The organism is Streptomyces sp. NPDC057002 (assembly GCF_042673825.1).
GTDB lineage: Bacteria > Actinomycetota > Actinomycetes > Streptomycetales > Streptomycetaceae > Streptomyces.
In genome coordinates, this window is sequence record NZ_JBHURZ010000001.1 from 748,573 (window position 1) to 765,438 (window position 16,866).

At 70.8% G+C, this 16,866-nt stretch carries 14 protein-coding genes and 1 pseudogene; 9 read left to right on the forward strand and 6 right to left on the reverse strand.

Features of this window, described 5'->3' with window-relative positions; genetic code table 11:
- Positions 1-11 precede the first annotated feature (11 nt).
- Both ACFT32_RS03305 and ACFT32_RS03310 read right to left on the reverse strand, forming a co-directional pair.
- Positions 12-1,595: a PucR family transcriptional regulator gene (locus ACFT32_RS03305; RefSeq protein WP_382485249.1), complete on the reverse strand. Its 1,584-nt coding sequence runs from the start codon at positions 1,593-1,595 to the stop codon at positions 12-14.
- Positions 1,596-1,619: 24 nt separating this feature from the next.
- Complete coding sequence (locus ACFT32_RS03310; RefSeq protein WP_382485252.1) at positions 1,620-2,969, reverse strand: MFS transporter; 1,350 nt, start codon at positions 2,967-2,969, stop codon at positions 1,620-1,622.
- A 168-nt stretch (positions 2,970-3,137) separates the two neighbouring features.
- On the opposite strand from ACFT32_RS03310, the gene ACFT32_RS03315 reads away from it, so the two are divergent.
- The 3 genes from ACFT32_RS03315 (at position 3,138) to ACFT32_RS03325 (ending at position 6,059) form a co-directional block, all read left to right on the forward strand.
- Positions 3,138-3,797, forward strand: coding sequence for an SDR family NAD(P)-dependent oxidoreductase (locus ACFT32_RS03315; RefSeq protein ID WP_382485254.1), 660 nt, complete (start codon positions 3,138-3,140; stop codon positions 3,795-3,797).
- A 178-nt stretch (positions 3,798-3,975) separates the two neighbouring features.
- Positions 3,976-4,647 (forward strand): HAD-IA family hydrolase, encoded by a 672-nt coding sequence (locus tag ACFT32_RS03320; RefSeq protein ID WP_382485257.1) that lies wholly within the window; start codon positions 3,976-3,978, stop codon positions 4,645-4,647.
- Between the two features lie 8 nt (positions 4,648-4,655).
- Positions 4,656-6,059 (forward strand): NAD(P)/FAD-dependent oxidoreductase, encoded by a 1,404-nt coding sequence (locus ACFT32_RS03325; RefSeq protein WP_382485259.1) that lies wholly within the window; start codon positions 4,656-4,658, stop codon positions 6,057-6,059.
- Positions 6,060-6,076: 17 nt separating this feature from the next.
- Here ACFT32_RS03325 and ACFT32_RS03330 read toward each other — a convergent pair whose 3' ends face one another.
- Entirely contained in the window at positions 6,077-8,311 is a 2,235-nt protein-coding gene (locus ACFT32_RS03330) for an alpha-L-fucosidase (protein ID WP_382485261.1), read from the reverse strand.
- Positions 8,312-8,511: 200 nt separating this feature from the next.
- Here ACFT32_RS03330 and ACFT32_RS03335 point away from each other — a divergent pair, with 200 nt between their 5' ends.
- Positions 8,512-9,216, forward strand: a complete 705-nt coding sequence (locus ACFT32_RS03335; RefSeq protein ID WP_382485263.1) for a FadR/GntR family transcriptional regulator — start codon at positions 8,512-8,514, stop codon at positions 9,214-9,216.
- Positions 9,217-9,225: 9 nt separating this feature from the next.
- On the opposite strand, the gene ACFT32_RS03340 is transcribed toward ACFT32_RS03335, so the two are convergent.
- Positions 9,226-9,798, reverse strand: coding sequence for a helix-turn-helix domain-containing protein (locus ACFT32_RS03340; protein ID WP_382485266.1), 573 nt, complete (start codon positions 9,796-9,798; stop codon positions 9,226-9,228).
- 120 nt (positions 9,799-9,918) lie between these two features.
- On the opposite strand from ACFT32_RS03340, the pseudogene ACFT32_RS03345 reads away from it, so the two are divergent.
- Positions 9,919-10,346: pseudogene (locus ACFT32_RS03345) on the forward strand (EamA family transporter); the annotation flags it as partial.
- Between the two features lie 76 nt (positions 10,347-10,422).
- A complete protein-coding gene (locus ACFT32_RS03350) occupies positions 10,423-11,130 on the forward strand; it encodes a B3/4 domain-containing protein (protein ID WP_382485269.1) in 708 nt (235 codons plus the stop codon).
- Positions 11,131-11,141: 11 nt separating this feature from the next.
- On the opposite strand, the gene ACFT32_RS03355 is transcribed toward ACFT32_RS03350, so the two are convergent.
- The gene (locus ACFT32_RS03355; protein WP_382485271.1) at positions 11,142-11,822 is read right to left on the reverse strand and encodes a TetR family transcriptional regulator; all 681 of its coding nucleotides are present in this window, start codon (positions 11,820-11,822) and stop codon (positions 11,142-11,144) included.
- Positions 11,823-12,101: 279 nt separating this feature from the next.
- On the opposite strand from ACFT32_RS03355, the gene ACFT32_RS03360 reads away from it, so the two are divergent.
- The 3 genes from ACFT32_RS03360 (at position 12,102) to ACFT32_RS03370 (ending at position 16,419) form a co-directional block, all read left to right on the forward strand.
- Positions 12,102-13,424: a UDP-glucose dehydrogenase family protein gene (locus tag ACFT32_RS03360; RefSeq protein ID WP_382485273.1), complete on the forward strand. Its 1,323-nt coding sequence runs from the start codon at positions 12,102-12,104 to the stop codon at positions 13,422-13,424.
- A 93-nt stretch (positions 13,425-13,517) separates the two neighbouring features.
- Complete coding sequence (locus ACFT32_RS03365; protein WP_382485275.1) at positions 13,518-14,726, forward strand: glycosyltransferase; 1,209 nt, start codon at positions 13,518-13,520, stop codon at positions 14,724-14,726.
- A gap of 76 nt (positions 14,727-14,802) precedes the next feature.
- Complete coding sequence (locus tag ACFT32_RS03370; protein ID WP_382485277.1) at positions 14,803-16,419, forward strand: MDR family MFS transporter; 1,617 nt, start codon at positions 14,803-14,805, stop codon at positions 16,417-16,419.
- A 31-nt stretch (positions 16,420-16,450) separates the two neighbouring features.
- On the opposite strand, the gene ACFT32_RS03375 is transcribed toward ACFT32_RS03370, so the two are convergent.
- On the reverse strand, positions 16,451-16,825 hold the full coding sequence (locus tag ACFT32_RS03375) for a hypothetical protein (protein ID WP_382485279.1): 375 nt from the start codon (positions 16,823-16,825) through the stop codon (positions 16,451-16,453).
- Positions 16,826-16,866 lie beyond the last annotated feature (41 nt).

Sequence of the window (16,866 nt, forward strand, 5' to 3'; positions counted from 1 at the left end):
GCCCTTGAAGATCACGCCCGGCCCGGGCGGTGTCGTGCCCGTTGAGCGTCCAGGGCCGCGATCGCGACATGCAGCTGCGCCCGGCAGTCGCCGGACTCGAGGTCCGCGCGCAGGATGTCCTCGATGAGATGCAGGCGTTGGTAGAGCGCCTGCCGTGACAGGTGGCTCCGCCGGGCCGCGATCGACTTGTTGCCCGCGGACGCGAGGTAGTGGCGCAGGGTGGTCAGCAGGTCCGTGCCGTGGTCCTGGTCATGGGCGAGCAGTGCGGCCAGTTGGCGCTCGGCGTAGGCCTGGACCCGTGGGTCGTCGCGCAGCGAGTAGAACAGCTCGGGCAGGCCGATGTCCGCGATGGTGCGGACGGCCGCCGGCCCGACCGGCGGAACGGCGTCGGCGACCTGTTCCGCCTCGGCGGCGGAGCGGGCCACCTCGGACAGTTCGCCCACCTCGGCACCGACGTAGACGGGCGCACCGGCCAGTTCGCTGATGTCGGTGGCCAGCGGGCGCCAGCCGCCCGGCTCCCGGTAGGCCAGGAGCACGCCGATTCCGCGCTCTCCAAGGTCTCCCACGAGGGCGCTGCCCTCAAGCCGTGCGCGCAGCTTGTCGAGCAGCGCGTCACGGTCGGCGGCGCAGACCAGTACGACGGCGAGTCTGCGCCCCTGGGTCGGCACCCCGAGCGCGGTGATCTTCGTCCGGGTGTCGCGCCAGGACAGATGCCGCTGTTCCAGGACGTCGAGCAGCGCGTCCCGTTGGGCCTGTTCCTCCCAGCGCGTCTCATGGGTGAGCCGGGACAGGGTGAGTGCGATGGCCGCCCGCTCCAGGACCATCACATGGTCGGTGTGGAACCGCTGCTGGGCGGTGTTGCCCGGCAGCATGGCCAGCCGTCCCCAGCGCTGCCCGCGGAACTCCACCGAGGTGACCAGCCAGCCCTCCTGTCCGCAGACCTCGGTGCGTTCGGTGGGCGAGGGAGTGACCCGGGAGCGCTCCTCCCACCGGTTGAGCGCGTCCTCCACCATGGCTTCGCCGGGGGCGCAGATCAGGGCCTGGTGGGCCAGGTTCTCCAGTACGACGGCTCGGCCGGTCATCGTCGCGGCGGCCCGGACGACCTCGTCGGCTCCCGCTCCGCGCAGGGAGAGCGCGGTGAAGGTGTCGTGGACGTGCTGCGCGGCCTTGAGCGTACGGACCTGGCCGGTCAGGATCATCGCGTGCACTTCCTGGGTCACGTCGACGAACTTGATCCCACGCTGCAGCACGATCAGCGGCACGCCCCGCGCACGGCACGCGGCGACGAGTTCATAAGGCGCTTCCTGGAAGCGGCGGCCGAGTTCCAGAACCAGGGCGGCGGCACCGATGTCCGCGAATTCGGCGGCCCACTCCTCCAGCCGGTTGGGAAAGCCGAACCCGGTGGTCAGCACCAGCTCGCCGCCCCGCAGGGCCGAGGCCGGGTGCTCCCACTCGGTGACATGCACCCAGCGCACGGGCCGGTCCAGCCGGTCGTGCCCCGCGAGGATCTTCGGCAGTCCGCGGACCAGCACGGGAAGGGCCAGTACCTCGGCCACCGTCACTGTCCCGCCGTCGCTCACTCTGACAACCTGCATGCTTTCGAGCCACCACGCAATGGGTCACGGCTGCCGGACCGGCACGGCTTCGGTCTTGGTCGTGGAGGTGAGGGGGCGGTCCTTCGTCTCCGGCGCCAGGGCCAGGGAGACCACCAGGCCGACGAGTGTGATGCCCGCTCCGATCAGCAGCGTTCCGGAGTTGCCCACCCCGGCGATGAGCAGCGGCAGACAGAACGTGCCGCCGGCCGATCCGATGCGGCTCATGGCGGAGGCGAAGCCGACGCCGGTCGCCCGCAGATCGGTGGGGAAGAGCTCGCTGGGGTAGAGGAACTGCAGGGCGCTGCCGGCGGCCTCGGCGAAGTGGAACACCAGGAACAGGACGATGACCGGCAGGGCGAGGTGCAGCGGCAGCACCGCCAGGCAGAACAGCGCGACGAAGATCGCGACGAAGCTGCCGATCAGCAGCGGCCTCCTGCCGACGCGGTTGACCAGGAACAGACCGGTCGACACGCCCAGGATCGGGATCAGCATCATGACCGCGGCGCTGGTGGTCGCGTTGCCGACGCCCATCGATGTGAGGATCTGCGGCTGGAAGGTCCGGATCGCGTAGCCCGTCGCCACCTGGCACAGGAAGAACGTCGAGCAGAACACCACCTGCTTCGTGTAGCCGCGGCGGAACACCTCGCCGATGTTGCCGAGGCCCGACCCGGTGCGCCGCGGCACCCTGCTCTCCTCGACGAGTTCGTCGACCCGGACGTCGGGCCCTATGTAGCGCCGTACGATCGCCGTCGCCTCGTCGACCCTGCCCCGGCTGGCCAGCCATCGCGGTGACTCAGGGAGTCCCGCCCGCATGGCCAGGAAGATCGCCGCCGGTACGGCCCCCGAGGCCAGCATCCAGCGCCACGCGTCGTCGCCGACCCCCATCAGGGCCAGCCCGATCCAGTAGCTCACGCCGTAGCCGATCCACCAGGACAGCACCAGCCCGGACAGCGCGCTGCCGCGCAGTTTCCTGGGCACCAGCTCGGCGGTGAGGGCCGAGGCGATCGGATAGTCCGCGCCGACGGCGATCCCGATGATCAGGCGCAGCACGAAGAGCTGCCAGGCCTCGTTCACGAAGAACTGCGGGATCGACGCGGCGACGAACACCACGAGGTTGAGGACGTACATCAACCGTCGCCCGACCCGGTCGGTGATCGCGCCGAAGACCATCGCTCCGACGAACACGCCGATCAGGGCGGAACTGGCGAGCAGTCCGGACCACACGGAACCCAGGTGCAGCTGGGGGGTGATCTGGCTCAGTGCGATGGCGATGATGCCGAGCAGATACCCGTCGCAGAACGGGCCGCCCATCGCCACCGCGACCAGGCGGCGATGGAACCGATTGACGGGAACGTCGTCGAGGGTGGTTGTCATGGTGGTGCGCGCCTTTCGTCGGCAAGGCCGGGTGCAGACACTGTGGGACAGGTCACCCGGGGCCGACAGATACAGAGTGTCAGGTGGTCCCGGGCCCGGTTGACACGACGTTGCGTTCCTCGCCCGCCGGTATCGCGCGGCCTGCCGGCTGCGGTACAGCTGGTCGCCATGGAACAGAGAACCGCGCTGGTCACGGGCGCGAACCGAGGACTGGGTGCCGCCATCGCCGAAGGCCTGGCCGGACAGGGTGTCCGCGTGTGGCGCGGTGTACGAGAGGGCGGAGACACGGCACGCGACGTGCGGCTGGACGTACGGGACGAGGACAGCGTCACCGCGGCGGTGCGGCGGATCATGGACGAGGACGGGCGCATCGACATCCTCGTCAACAACGCCGGCATCACCGACGGCAAGCAGGCGCCCGCGACGGCCGACCTCGCCGTCGCGGCCCGGGTGTGGGACACCAACGTGCTCGGCGCCTGGCGGTGCGCCCAGGCGGTCGTCCCGGGCATGGTCGCCGCCGGTTACGGCCGCATCGTGAACATCGGCAGCACGCTCGGCTCCCTCGCCCTCATGGACCGCCCGACCGAACCCGGCTACCGCGTCTCCAAGGCCGCGCTGAACGCGCTGACCCGGCTGCTCGCCGCGGAGCTCGCCGGCAGCGGGGTCCTGGTCAACGCCGCGTCGCCCGGCTGGGTGCGCACCGGCATGAGCCCGACCGCGACCCGCGGCCCGGCCGAGGGGGCCGACACCCCGGTCTGGCTGGCGACCCTGCCCGACGACGGCCCCACGGGCGGCTTCTTCCGGGACCGGGAACCGCTCGCCTGGTGAGCGTACGCGCTGCTCAGAGGGCTCACCGGCCCGCGTCGACGCGACGCTGTGTCAAGCGGAACGGCGATGCGCTGACACTCTGTTCCTGTCTTGCCGCGACGCCCCGGCGCAGAGTGAGGACATCAGAGCGAAGACCACGTCCCGCCGCTCGCACGCGGCACGACACTGAGGAACGCCCATGGCTCCGAGGCCCGTCGTCTCCTTCGACTGCTACCGCACCCTGATCGACTTCGACCTCAACCGCGCCACCCTGCCCATCGTCCGGGACCGCCTCGACGAGGTCGGCGTCGACCACGAGGTCTTCCTCGACAACCTGCGCGTCATGCGTTTCCAGGGCGTCGTCCAGCCCTACCGCCGCTACCGCGAGATCGTGCGGGACAGCCTCGAGAACTGCATGCTGCTGCACGGCATCGAGTACCGCGACGAGGACTACGACCGGCTGATCGCCGCCGCCGAGAGGTTCCCGGTCTTCCCCGACGTTCCCGACGCGCTCCGCAGGCTCAAGGAGCGCTACGACATCGCCATCCTGACCAACAGCGACGACGATCTGATCCCGTATCACCTGGAGACCATCGGCGTCCCCTTCGACCATGTGGTCACCGCCCAGCAGGCAGGCGCCTACAAGCCCCGCCGCCAGGCCTTCGAGAAGCTCTTCGAGGTGCTGCCGCAGAGCAGGGACCAGATCACCCATGCCGCGCAGGGCTGGGACTACGACATCATGCCCACCAAGGACCTGGGCATCGCCCGGCGGGTCTGGGTGAACCGCTACGACCTCAAGGGCAGCGACGCCTACCAGCCCTACGACGAGATCCGCGACCTGTCCGAACTCCCCGCGCTGCTGGGGATGTGAGCACGGTCATGGACGCTGTCACCACGCCACGGGCGGATCCCGTCAACGGACACGTCTCGTTCTGGTTCGAGGCCATCGGAGGCCGGCCTCCGCTGCGCCCCGCTCTCCCCGGGGACACCACTGCCGACGTGTGCATCGTCGGCGCCGGTTTCACCGGACTGTGGACCGCCTACTACCTCAAGAAGGCCGACCCCTCTCTCCAGATCGTCGTCCTGGAGCGGGAGTTCGCGGGCTACGGCGCCTCCGGGCGCAACGGCGGCTGGGCCTCCGGGCTGCTCGCCGGCTCCCGGGACAGGTTCGCGGAGCTGTACGGCGTCGACGCGACCAAGGCGCAGCAGCGGCTGATGCACGAGGCCGTGGACGAGATCGTCGCCGTCGGCGCGGCCGAGGGCATCGAGGCCGATGTCGTCAAGGGCGGGACCCTCCGCATCGCCTGTTCCCCGTCACAGGTGCGGCGGCTGACCTCCGGGGTCACCGAGGACCACAGGTGGGGCGTCACCGAGTCCCGCCTGCTGGACGACGGCGAACTGCGTGAGCGCCTCCGCATCCCGGAGGCGCTCAAGGCCGCCTACACCCCGCACTGCGCCCGGATGCAGCCGGCCCGCTACGTCCGCGGCCTGGCCGACATCGTCGAGTCGCTCGGCGTCACGATCCGGGAGTCGACCGCCGTCACCCGGATCGAGAGCGGCCGGGCGCACACCGACCGGGGTGTCGTACGGGCACCCGTCATCCTGCGGGCGACCGAGGGCTACACCGCGTCGCTGGCCGGGGAACGGCGCACCTGGCTCCCGATGAACAGCTCGATGATCGTCACCGAGCCCCTGCCGCGGTCCGTGTGGGACGAGATCGGCTGGGGCGGGGGCGAGACCCTCGGCGACAAGTGCTACTCCCACATGTACGGCCAGCGCACGGCCGACGGCCGGATCGCGATCGGCGGACGGGGCATCCCCTACCGCTTCGGTTCGGCCACCGACCGCGACGGCGCCACGCAGGAGGCGACCATCCGGTCCCTCACCTCGATCCTGCACCGCAGGTTCCCCGCCACGCGCGGCCACCGGGTGGAACACGCCTGGTGCGGTGTCCTCGGCGTGCCCCGGGACTGGTGCTCCAGCGCGGTCTTCGACCCGGCCACCGGACTCGGGCACGCCGGCGGGTACGTCGGCCAGGGGCTCACCACCACCAACCTGGCCGGCCGTACCCTGCGCGACCTGGTCCTCGGCCATGACACCGAACTCACCCGGCTTCCCTGGGTGGGCCACACCTCGGGCAAGTGGGAAGTCGAGCCGCTGCGGTGGCTGGGGGTGCGGTCCATGTATCTGGCCTACAGCCGTGCGGACCGCAAGGAACTCGCCGGTCGTCAGCGCGAGTCCCGTCTGGCGAGGCTGGCCGATGTCATCAGCCGCCGCCCCTGACGGCGCACGGGCAGCGGTCAGAGGGCCGTGAACGTCCACAGCAGGTTGGTGCTGCTGTTGTACGTCCACTGCTTGGTGACCGAGCCCGAGGGCACGTTGCCGCCGCCGTCGAGGACCAGGCCGGTGCTCCGGTTGGCGAGGGAGTAGCGGCCGTCGCCCCGGTGGGTGATCGTCCACTGCTGGTTGTTTCCGCCGTTCCAGGCGGCCTGCCGGGCGGCGGAACCGTCGGTAGTGGCTCCCCAGCCGTCGGCGACCATGCCGTTGGCGCGGTTGACCAGCTTGTAGTGGCCGCCTCCGACCTCCACCGCCTGCCAGTGCAGATTGGGGCTGCCGTCCCAGGTCCACTGCTTGAGGTCGGCCCCGGAGGCGACGTCGCCGCCGCTGTCGAGGGCCAGTCCGTCGGTGACATTGGTGATGCGGAAGTACGTCGAGGGCCTGAACTGGACCTTGAGCGAGGTGACCCGGTCGTTGCCGCCGGTGACCCGGAGGTCGGCGTTGTCGGCGGTGAACGTCCAGGAAGTGCCGGTGAAGTGGTCGCCGGACCAGCCGATGACCTGGTAGCCGGGGGCCAATCGCAGGGAGGAGAGAGAGCGGGTGCCCAGTCCGGCAGCGGTCAGTTCGTCCGCGGTGTAGTCGCCGACGGGAAGCACGGCGGCGACGCCGGAGTGGTTCACATCCCGGTAGCCGACGGCACCGGCCAGGGGGCGCAGGCCGGGGATCGGGCCGGAGAACGCGAGCTTCAGGACGTAGGCGTCGGCGCTGTAGGGCGCCGAGGACGGCAGGGTGACCGTCAGCCCCGATGCGTTCTGTGCCGGCTTCGGCAGGTCGGTGTAGGAACCGGCCGTGGAGCCGAGCAGCTTCACCGAGGTCAGCGACGAGAGGTCGATCCGGTTCGCGCTCAGCGTCTTGACGGTCAGTGAGCTGCCGGGCCAGCCGAGCACGGTGGCGTAGAGGACTGTGTTCGCCTTGTTCCGTGTGAAGCGGATGTCCTGTGCGGTGCCGGCCGTGGGCCGGGTGAAGGAGCCGCCGCCCATCTTCGTCGGACCCTCGCCGTACGCCGTCCACGCGCGGGTCGAGTAGAGCGACTCTCCGAAGCGCTTCAGGTGGTCCCCGATGCCCAGCAGGATGTCCTTCTGTACCTGGGGGACGGTGCCGTCGGCCATCGGCGCGATGTTCAGCAGCATGTTGCCGTTCTTGCTGACCCGGTCGATGAAGGAGTGCAGCATCTGCCGCGTGCTGTAGTAGCCGATGTTCTGGGTGTAGCACCAGCTGTTGCTCGAGATGCTGTCGTCGGTGAGCCAGTACGGGGCGGTGAGGTCGGCCGGGCCGCCGCGTTCGTAGTCGAAGACCTCGCCCTTGCCGTTCAGGCCGTCCTTGTACGTGGCGACGACCTCGCGGCCCCAGCCGATGGCCTCGTTGTAGTAGTACGCGAGGAAGTTCAGCCGCTGCGCCTCGTCGACGGCGTCCAGCTTGAAGTCCTGCCAGAGGATGTCGGGTTCGGCCCGGTCGATGACCTCCTTGAGCTTGTCGTACCAGAGCTGGTTCTCCTCCGTCGCGCTCAACTGCCCGTAGAGCTTCTTGAGGCTGGGGTCCGTCTGGGCGGGCGCGTGCTCGAAGTAGCCGTTGTAGTTGTACGCGTGGTGCATCGCCACCAGCAGCTTGAGGCCCTTGGCGCGGATGGCCGTGGTGAAGATCCGCAGCAGGTCCAGCCCCGGGCCCTTGTCCACCGAGTTCCACTCGTTGACGTGGCTGTCCCACATGGAGAAGCCGTCATGGTGCTCCGCCACGGGGCCGGCGAACCTGGCGCCCGCGTCGACGAACAGCTGCGCCCACTCGTCGGGGTCGAAGTTCCCGCCCGCCGACTTCAGCTTCGGCGCGAACTTCACATTGTTGCCCGCCAGGTCCTGCGCGCCGTCGATGAAGTTGTGGAACGGCCATTGGGAGGGCTGACCGTAGGTCGCGATGTGGTGCTTGTTCGCGTTGCTGCCGCCCGCGTACATGTTGCGCGGGTACCACTCGCTGTCGTAGGCCGGAACGCTGAAGGCGCCCCAGTGGAAGTAGACGCCGAACTTGGCGTCCTGGAACCATTCCGGGGCCGGCGGGTGCCGGTCCACCGAACCCCAGTCGGGCGTGTACCTCCGGGGCGCCGCCTGCGCGCCGCCTGCACCGAACACACCTCCGGCGCCGGCCGCCGCGGCCACGCAGGTGGCACTGGCGAGGAACTGGCGTCTGTTGATCGAAGACCTCGGCATGAAGACATCCCTGGTATGAGGGGGGCAGGAGACGTTATGCACGAAGATCGACCCTGAGTCATGGGATGTCAACGGGTATGACGTGATGAATGGCGCCAGTAAACCGTGCACTTAGCCTGGCATTTCGTCACTTACCGGGCTTAGCGATGGGTCAGACATGGTATGTTTCCCCGCACCATCCGGCCGGTGAGGAGTGCGCGTTGTCTCTGACGGACAAGGCCATCGAGCAGATTCGCGAGCTGATCAGGACCGGCGCCCTGCCACCCGGTTCGAAGCTCCCTCCGGAGGCGGACCTGGCCGCCCAGTTGGGCCTGTCCCGCAATCTGGCGCGCGAAGCCGTCAAGGCACTGGCCGTCGCGCGGGTCCTGGAGGTGCGGCGGGGCGACGGCACGTATGTGACCAGCCTTCAGCCGAGCCTGCTCCTCGGAGGCCTCGGGGGTGCGGTGGAACTGCTGCAGGGCGACTCGGCCGCACTCCAGGACCTCATGGAGGTACGGCGGCTCCTCGAACCGGTCGCCACGGCACTGGCCGCCACCCGGATCTCCGACGCCCAACTGGGCGAGGTGGAGCGGCACTTGGATGCCATGCGCGAGGCCCGTGACGATGTGGAACTGCTCAACGCCCATGACGCCGCCTTCCATCGCGCCGTCGTCTCGGCCACGGGCAACGAGAGCCTCCTCACCCTGCTGGAGGGCATCTCCGGCCGCACCCTTCGTGCCCGGATCTGGCGCGGACTGGTCGACGCCCAGGCCGCGGGGCGGACCCTCGCCGAGCACGAGGCGATCTTCAAGGCCCTGGCCGCCCGTGACTCCGCCCTCAGTCAGGCGGCCGCACTGCTGCATGTGAGCAACACGGAGCAGTGGCTGCGGGGGCACCTGGGCTCGGGTGCGGCTCTTCCGAGCTGAGGCCGCGGTTCAGGGCGCCGGGGGCAGGTGGACCGTCATGATCAGGTCGCAGGGTTCCGTGCCGGAGCCGCGGTAGGTGTGCGAGGCATCGCCGTCGAAGGTGGCGGTCTGCCCGGCTTCCAGCGTGTGTTCCTTGCCGTCGACGATCAGGGTCATGCGGCCCGAGGTGACGCTGACGGTTTCCACGACTCCGGCCTGGTGGGGGTGGCTGGGGTATTCCTCGTCCGGCTCCAGGCGCCAGCGCCAGACCTCGACGGGGGCCGGGCCCGAGGTCGTCAGCATGAGGCGGGCCTCGCTGCCCCGCTCACCGGCCCACAGGGGTGCCACGGCGTCGGCGGCCACGACACGGACGCGACCTTCGGGCGGCCCCTGCATCAGAGCGGAGACCGAGATGCCGAGGGTGTCGGCCAGTCGGACCAGGGTGGCCAGATTGGGGTTGCCCTGGGCTTTCTCCAGTGCGACCAGGGCCCCCTTGCTCACCTGGGCCCGGCGGCCGAGCTCCTCCAGGGACAGGCCAGCCCGGGTGCGTGCCGCCCGGACGTTGTGCGCGACCGTCCGCAGGGCCGCGGCTGTCTCGACCATGTGATCTCCCTCTTGGCCATCGACCATTCCAATGCGCCGCGCGGTCGTTTGGTTGACATCGACCGGTCGTTGCGTTGTACGGTCTGGTCGTTCCACTGGATGGTAAGGGATGTGCTGTGATCGCTCGTGGTCGAGCTGCTGCTCTGGCCGGTGCTCGGCGCCTCGTTCGGCACCGGCGCCCTCGGCTGGGGTGCCGCGTCCGGGGTCGCCTCGGCAGCCGCGTTCGTCCTGCTCTACCGCACGCCGGCGACCGGCCCGATGAACGTCCTGTCGCCCTGCACCGGGCACCGTCCGACAGCGGGGTTGCCCAGCTGATCATCGGCCGGGCGGTGTCCTCGGCCGCCGGCGTGCTCGACTCGGTGGCGAACCTGCTGTTCCTGCGCGCCGCTCGCGGCGGGGACCTCGCCGTGGTCGCCGTGGTCGTCGCCCTCTACCCGGCCGGCACGGTCCTGCTCGCGCGCGGTGTACCCGCCGAGCGCATCCACCGCGGTCAGCTCGTCGGCCTGGGCACCGCCGCCATCGCCGTCAGCCTCCTCGCGCCGACCTGACCAGCCTGGATCGCGTCGGCACGTGGAAGCCCTGACGCCCTCCCCCTCCCCCTACGCAGGAAACGGAAGCCCGACCATGACCTCCTTCCACCTCTCCCCCGCCGTCGCGGACGCCTTCCCCGGCACCCTCATCGCCCTGGTCACCGCCACCGGCCTGCGCGGCCGCGAGCCCTGGCCGCACACCAGCGCGGCGCTGGAGGAGCTGGAGCAGCAGGTCGCCGCCGGCGTCTGGCGTCCGGCCGACGAGACCGACCCCCGTATCGAGGCCTGGCACACCGCCTACCGCTCCTTCGGCACCAACCCCCGCCGCATCCGCCCCAGCGTCGACGCGCTCGGCCGCCGCTTCGCCAAGAAGGGAACCCTGCCGCGCATCAACCCGGCCGTCGACTCCTACAACGCCGTCTCCGTGCGCCACGGTCTGCCCGCCGGCGCCTTCGACCTCGACCAGGTCGCCGGCGACATCGGCATCCACCACGCGGACGGCACCGAGTCCTTCACCCCGCTCGGCGAACCCGACACCGTCGAGCACCCCAAGCCCGGTGAGATCATCTACGCGGACGCCGCCGGGGTCCTGACGCGGCACTGGAACCACCGCGACTCCCACCGCACCCGCGTCACCGAGAACTCCACCCGCGTGGCCTTCGTCCTGGAAACCCTCCACGCCGAGCGCGACGGCGACCTCCTCAAGCTCGCGGCCGACCAACTGCTGGACCTGCTCGCCCCGCACGCCACGCGGACCGCCGGGTACTACCTCACCCCGGCCCGGCCCCAGGCCACCGTCTGAGGTCCCATGTCTCACCCGGCATCGGGGCAGTTGTCGCCGACGCAGGGACCTTCGTCTCCGGCTTCGGTCGTCCCCACGCCGTCCCCCGGCCCCGGGCCCAGCAGCACCTCGATGCCCGCTCGGAGGTAGCGCTCCAGTGTGGCGTCCGGCGCCGAGGCCAAGGCGGGCGGGCGGATCTCCGTTCGCATCAGGCTGGTGCCGAGCATCCAGGCCGCCAGGAGTTCCGCCCGCAGAGCCGCGTCGGGGCCGCCCAGCCGGGCGGCCAGGCGCTGGGAGAACACTTCCGTGAAGTCCGCCCGCAGCCGCGCCACCGCCTCGTCCCGGCCGGATGAGCGCAGCACGGACAGCACCGGATGCGGGAAGTCGCCCTCCCGCGGCGGGCCCATGAGCAGCGCGCAGAACCAGTCGGGTATCGCCTCGACCGGCTCGTCCAGCAGCGGCTCGAATATCTTGCCCGTACCCGACACGTCGTTGAACAGCGCTTCTTTCGAGCCGAAGTAGCGGTAGACGAGGGCGGCGTCCACACCGACGTCGCCCGCGATGTCGCGCACGCTGGTGCCCTCGTAGCCGTACTTGCCGAAGCGGAAGGCCGCGGCGGCGCGCAGCGCGGTACGCGTTCCCGACGCCGAGCGTTTGTGGGCGCGCCGGCAGACCTCCGCCTTCGACGTCTCGCCCTTGTGTGCTCCGGTCACGTACCGCACCTCCGTGGTTCCACGGCCCCTCGGCCATCCGCCCATGTTCCAGTCTGCAGCGGCTGTCTCAAAGTCACCGACCGATGTCATCAATCGTTGACTTACGTTCTCGCCGCATGACATACCTGACTCAGGTCAACGATTGGTGACTTGAGTCCTCGCTGTTCCCGGGCCGTACGACGGAGTCGGCCCTTCCAGGTCCGCCCGCAGGACGCGACGGCGCACGGCTCGAAGCCGTCGCACGCGGGCACCCCCACCGACCGGAAAAGGTGATCTTCTGTGCCTGCTCGACGCGTCGCCGTCATCGGAACCGGCTACGTCGGACTGACAACCGGCGCCTGTCTGGCCTCTCTCGGGCACTTCGTGGTGTGCGCGGACGCCGACCCGCACAAGGTCGAGCGGCTGCGCGAGGCCCGGGTGGACATCCTGGAGCCCGGTCTGGCCGAGACCGTCCGGGACGCCCTGGACGCGGCCCGGCTCGAATTCACGGGCGACACCGCGGCCGCCGTCGCCAAGGCGGAGGTGGTGTTCCTGTGCCTGCCCACGCCCATGGGGGCGGGCGGCGCGGCCGATCTCGCCGCGGTGGAGGCCGTGGCCGCGCAGATCCGCGACGTCCTGCCGCCCGGCTGTGTCGTCGTCAACAAGTCGACGGTGCCCGTCGGTACGTGCGAGCGGGTGGCCGCGCTGCTCGGCCGGGACGACGTGGCCGTGGTGAGCAACCCGGAGTTCCTGCGCGAGGGCCGCGCCGTCCAGGACTTCCTGCACCCCGACCGGATCGTCATCGGCGCCGACGACCGGGACACCGCCCGGCGCGTGGCCGAGCTGTACGCCGAACTGGACGCGCCGCTGGTGCTCACCGACGCCGCCAGCGCCGAACTCACCAAGTACGCGGCGAACTTCTTCCTGGCGATGAAGCTTTCCTTCGCCAACAACCTCGCCACCGTCTGCGAACGCTTCGGTGCCGACATCGCCGATGTCACCGAGGGCATAGGCCGGGACCCGCGGATCGGCTCCGCGTTCCTGCGGCCCGGGCCCGGCTGGGGCGGTTCCTGTCTGCCCAAGGACACCCACGCCCTGCTGACCGTGTGCGAGCTGGCCGGGGTCGACTTCCCCCTGCTGCGCGCCACCATCGAGACCAACGTCGCCCATCAGCGGCAGCTCGTCGACCGGGTCGCCGCCGCCTGCGGGCGCGCCGAGGACGGCTCGCTGCACGGCGTACGGCTCGTCCTGTACGGGCTGACCTTCAAGGCCGGCACGTCCGACCTGCGCGACTCGCCCGCGCTCTCCATCGCCCGGCTGCTGCGCGAGCGGGGCGCCGAACTCACGGCATACGACCCGGCGTTGCGCGATGAGCGGCCCGACCTGAGCGATCTGCTCGAGCTCTCCGACGACCCGGTGCGGGCGGCGGAGGGGGCGGCGGCCTGTCTCGTCCTCACCGAGTGGCCTGAGCTGCGCGACCTCGACTGGGCGGCGATCGCCGCGCGCATGACCGGCCACGAGGTCCACGACTTCCGCAACCTGCTGGACGCGGACCGCCTCGCGCGGGCCGGACTGAGCCGGCGGGGCATCGGGCGCGCCGACGCGCCGACGCGAGTGGCGTGACACCCGGGCGGGGCGGCCGGCACCGCCCCCTTGCCCACTCCTCCCTGCCACTCCCTGCCACCGAACCAATCCCGAGAGAAAGGCTCACCCCCCATGCGGGTTCTGTGCACCACGCTCGGCAGTCCCTCCCACGGCCGTGCTCAACTGCCCCTGCTGCGCGCCCTCTCCAAGGCCGGGCATCAGGTGCTGGTGGTCACCACCGAAGCCCTCGCGCCCGTCTTCCGTGACGACGACGTCCAAGTGAACGCCGCTCTGCCGGAGTTCGATCCGCTCGCCGCGATGGGTCCGTACCTCGCCGAACTCCAGGAGACCGCCGACCTCACGGAGCCGACGGACGCACTGACCCGGCTGCTGATGCAGCACGTGGCGGGGTCGGGAGTCAAGCCGCACCTCGACATCCTGCTGCCCCTCGCCAAGGACTTCCGGCCGGATGTGATCCTGCGGGACGGCATGGACATGGGCGCGGTGCTGACCGCCGAGCTGCTGGGCGTACCGCAGTTGCCCACGCCCTCGGGGTTCAGCAACATCCTGGACCCCGGCGAGGTGCTGCCGCAGCTCAACGAGCGGCGCGAGGAGCTGGGGCTGCCCGTGCGGGACGACCCGCTGTCCCTCGTTCCGCACGGCCGCGTGGACTACGTACCGTCCGACTTCTCCTTCGCCCGGCATCTGCGCAAGGCGTGGGCTTACCGGCAGACGGTGGACGTCGAGCGGGGCGCCGTGCTGCCGGACTGGCTCGCCCGGCTGCCCACGGACCGGCCGCTGGTGTACGCGGCGATCGGCACCGCCCTGCCGGTGATGCGGGAGCGCATGGCGGACCGGGAGACGTCTCTGCCCGTGAAGCTGCCGGACCCCACCGAGAGCCTGGAGGCGATCGTGGGCGCGGCGGCCGAGCTGGACGACTGCACGGTGGTCGTGTCGACGTCCGGGATTCCGGTGGACACCGAGGGCCTTCCCGGGCACGTCCATGTCACCGAGCGGGTGCCGCAGCCGCTGCTGCTGGAGTCGGTCGACGTGTTCGTCACCCACGGCGGCTTCAACAGCATCCGCGAGGCCATGCGCACCGGCACACCGCTGGCGGTGCTGCCGCACTTCGGGGACCAGCCCGCCAACGCGGACCGGGTGGCCGAGCTGGGGCTCGGCCGGCACATCACGGACCGCGGCGCGGCCGGCATCGCCGACGCGTGCCGGGGGCTCCTCGCCGACCCCGGGCCCCGGGCGCGGGCCCGGTCGGCCCAGCTGGCGATGCTGACGCTGCCCGAGGTCGATCAGGCGGTCGGTGACCTGGCGAAGATCGCCGGCTGACCGCCCGGTTCCCCGGGTACGGGCCGCTCCGGAACCCCCGGGCGGCCCGTACCCGCCCCCACCCCAAGGACGACACGTGACCTTCTCCGACACCCAAGAACAGGGCGCGTCCGGGGACATACCCCCGCGGCTCAGTCACCGGCAGATCACCACCGTCATGTCCGGGCTGGTCCTCGGCATGTTCCTGGGGGCGCTGGACCAGACGGTGGTCTCGTCCGCGCTGCGGACCATCGCCGACGACCTGCACGGGCTGACGGCCCAGGCGTGGGTGACGACCGCGTATCTCATCTCCGCCACGCTCGCGACGCCGCTCTACGGCAAGCTCTCCGACATCCACGGCCGCAGGCCCGTCTACCTCGCCGCGATCGCCCTGTTCACCGTCGGCTCACTGCTGTGCGGCTGTGCCACGTCCATCTATGAACTCGCGGCGTTCCGCGCGGTTCAGGGTCTCGGCGGCGGCGGGCTGATGTCGCTGGCGATGACGATCATCGCGGACATCACCTCCCCGCGGGAAAGGGGCCGCTACCAGGGCTACTTCATGGCCGTGTTCGGCGGCGCCAGCATCGTCGGCCCGTTGGTGGGCGGTGCCTTCGCGGACCGGGCCGAGCTGCTCGGCATCGCCGGCTGGCGCTGGATCTTCCTGATCAACGTGCCGCTCGCCGCCGCGGCCGCGGTGACGATCATGCGGGTACTGCGCTTCCCGCACCGGCGGGTGCGGCACCGGCTCGACTACGCCGGGGCGCTCGCCCTGGCCGTGGGCATCGTGCCGCTGCTGACCGTCGCGGAGCAGGGCCGTACCTGGGGGTGGGACTCGCCCCTGGCCCTGTCGATGTACGCGATCGGAGTGGCGGGTCTGGCCGTGTTCCTGGTGGTCGAGCGGCGGACGGGCGACGCCGCGCTGCTGCCGCCCCGGCTGTTCCGCATCCGGACCTTCCGGCTGGGTGTCGGGCTGCACTTCGTCGTCGGCATCGGCATGTTCGGCGCGATGACGACGCTGCCGCTCTACCTGCAGCTGGTCCGCGGCATGAGTCCCATCGCGGCGGGCCTGGCCACCCTGCCCACGGTCGCCGCGAACCTCGCGGTGACACTGCTGACGGGCCGGATGATCGCCCGGACCGGCCGGTTCAAGGTCCATCTCGTCGCCGGTGTCGGCTCGTTCACCGCGGCGATGCTCGTCTTCGCGACGCTGCGGGCGGACAGCCCGCTGTGGCACCCGGCGCTCGGCATGGCCTTGATGGGCGCGGGGCTCGGTGCGTCGATGCAGACGCTCACCACGCTCGCGCAGTGCGAGGTGCCCCGTACGGACATGGGCGCGGCGACGGCATCGGTCAACTTCTTCCGCTCCAACGGCGGCACGGTGGGCACCGCCGCGTTCCTGTCGGTCCTGTTCACCACGGCGGCCGGCAGCATCGCCGACCGGCTGGCCGAGGCCCGCCACAACCCGGCCTACCGCCGGCTGCTGGCCCAGCCGGACAACGCGCACGCCCTGACGGGAGTGCTCCGCCCCGACGGCGGCGTCGACCTGGAGGACTCCGCGTTCCTGCGCGCCCTCGACCCGAGCGCGGCCCTGCCGTTCCTGGAGGGCTATGTCGCCTCCATGCGCCTCGTCTTCCTCACGGGTGCCGCGGTGTCCCTGGTCGCCTTCGTGATCGCGGCCTGGCGGGTTCCCGACCTCACGTTGTCCGATGAGTAGCCGGTGACCGGGTGCCGCCCCGCGCCGGACGTCAGCGCCGGGCCAGCGCCAGCAGGCTCAGCCCGAACATCAGGACGCCCAGGGGGAGATGGACCGACGGGACGTGCGCGATGCCGACCACGACCTGTATCGAGGCGAGTACGAGGAAGCCCGTGGCGTGCAGCACGGGCCGGGGCGTGCCGCCGCCCGGCTTCCACGCCAGCACCGCCGCGAGCAGGTACAGCATCGACGCCCCGTACATCACCCGCGCTCCGACATCATGCAGCATCGCCCCGTAGGACGAGGTCAGCAGCAGTCCCGCCGAGACCGCCTGGAGGAAGATCGTCAGGGTCTGCAGGGCGATCGCGATCCGCAGGAACGAGGAAGTGCGCCGGGCGTTCGCCGCTGCCGTCACCTGAGTGGCCATGTCACAGTCCCCTTTTCCCGCCGTCGGGCGGCAGATCGATA

Bases quoted from the DNA above. Each gene is read 5' to 3' on its own strand.
- ACFT32_RS03305 (WP_382485249.1), bottom strand. From the start codon at position 1,595: ATGCAGGTTGTCAGAGTGAGCGACGGCGGGACAGTGACGGTGGCCGAG.
- ACFT32_RS03310 (WP_382485252.1), bottom strand. From the start codon at position 2,969: ATGACAACCACCCTCGACGACGTTCCCGTCAATCGGTTCCATCGCCGC.
- ACFT32_RS03315 (WP_382485254.1), top strand. From the start codon at position 3,138: ATGGAACAGAGAACCGCGCTGGTCACGGGCGCGAACCGAGGACTGGGT.
- ACFT32_RS03320 (WP_382485257.1), top strand. From the start codon at position 3,976: ATGGCTCCGAGGCCCGTCGTCTCCTTCGACTGCTACCGCACCCTGATC.
- ACFT32_RS03325 (WP_382485259.1), top strand. From the start codon at position 4,656: ATGGACGCTGTCACCACGCCACGGGCGGATCCCGTCAACGGACACGTC.
- ACFT32_RS03330 (WP_382485261.1), bottom strand. From the start codon at position 8,311: ATGCCGAGGTCTTCGATCAACAGACGCCAGTTCCTCGCCAGTGCCACC.
- ACFT32_RS03340 (WP_382485266.1), bottom strand. From the start codon at position 9,798: ATGGTCGAGACAGCCGCGGCCCTGCGGACGGTCGCGCACAACGTCCGG.
- ACFT32_RS03350 (WP_382485269.1), top strand. From the start codon at position 10,423: ATGACCTCCTTCCACCTCTCCCCCGCCGTCGCGGACGCCTTCCCCGGC.
- ACFT32_RS03365 (WP_382485275.1), top strand. From the start codon at position 13,518: ATGCGGGTTCTGTGCACCACGCTCGGCAGTCCCTCCCACGGCCGTGCT.
- ACFT32_RS03375 (WP_382485279.1), bottom strand. From the start codon at position 16,825: ATGGCCACTCAGGTGACGGCAGCGGCGAACGCCCGGCGCACTTCCTCG.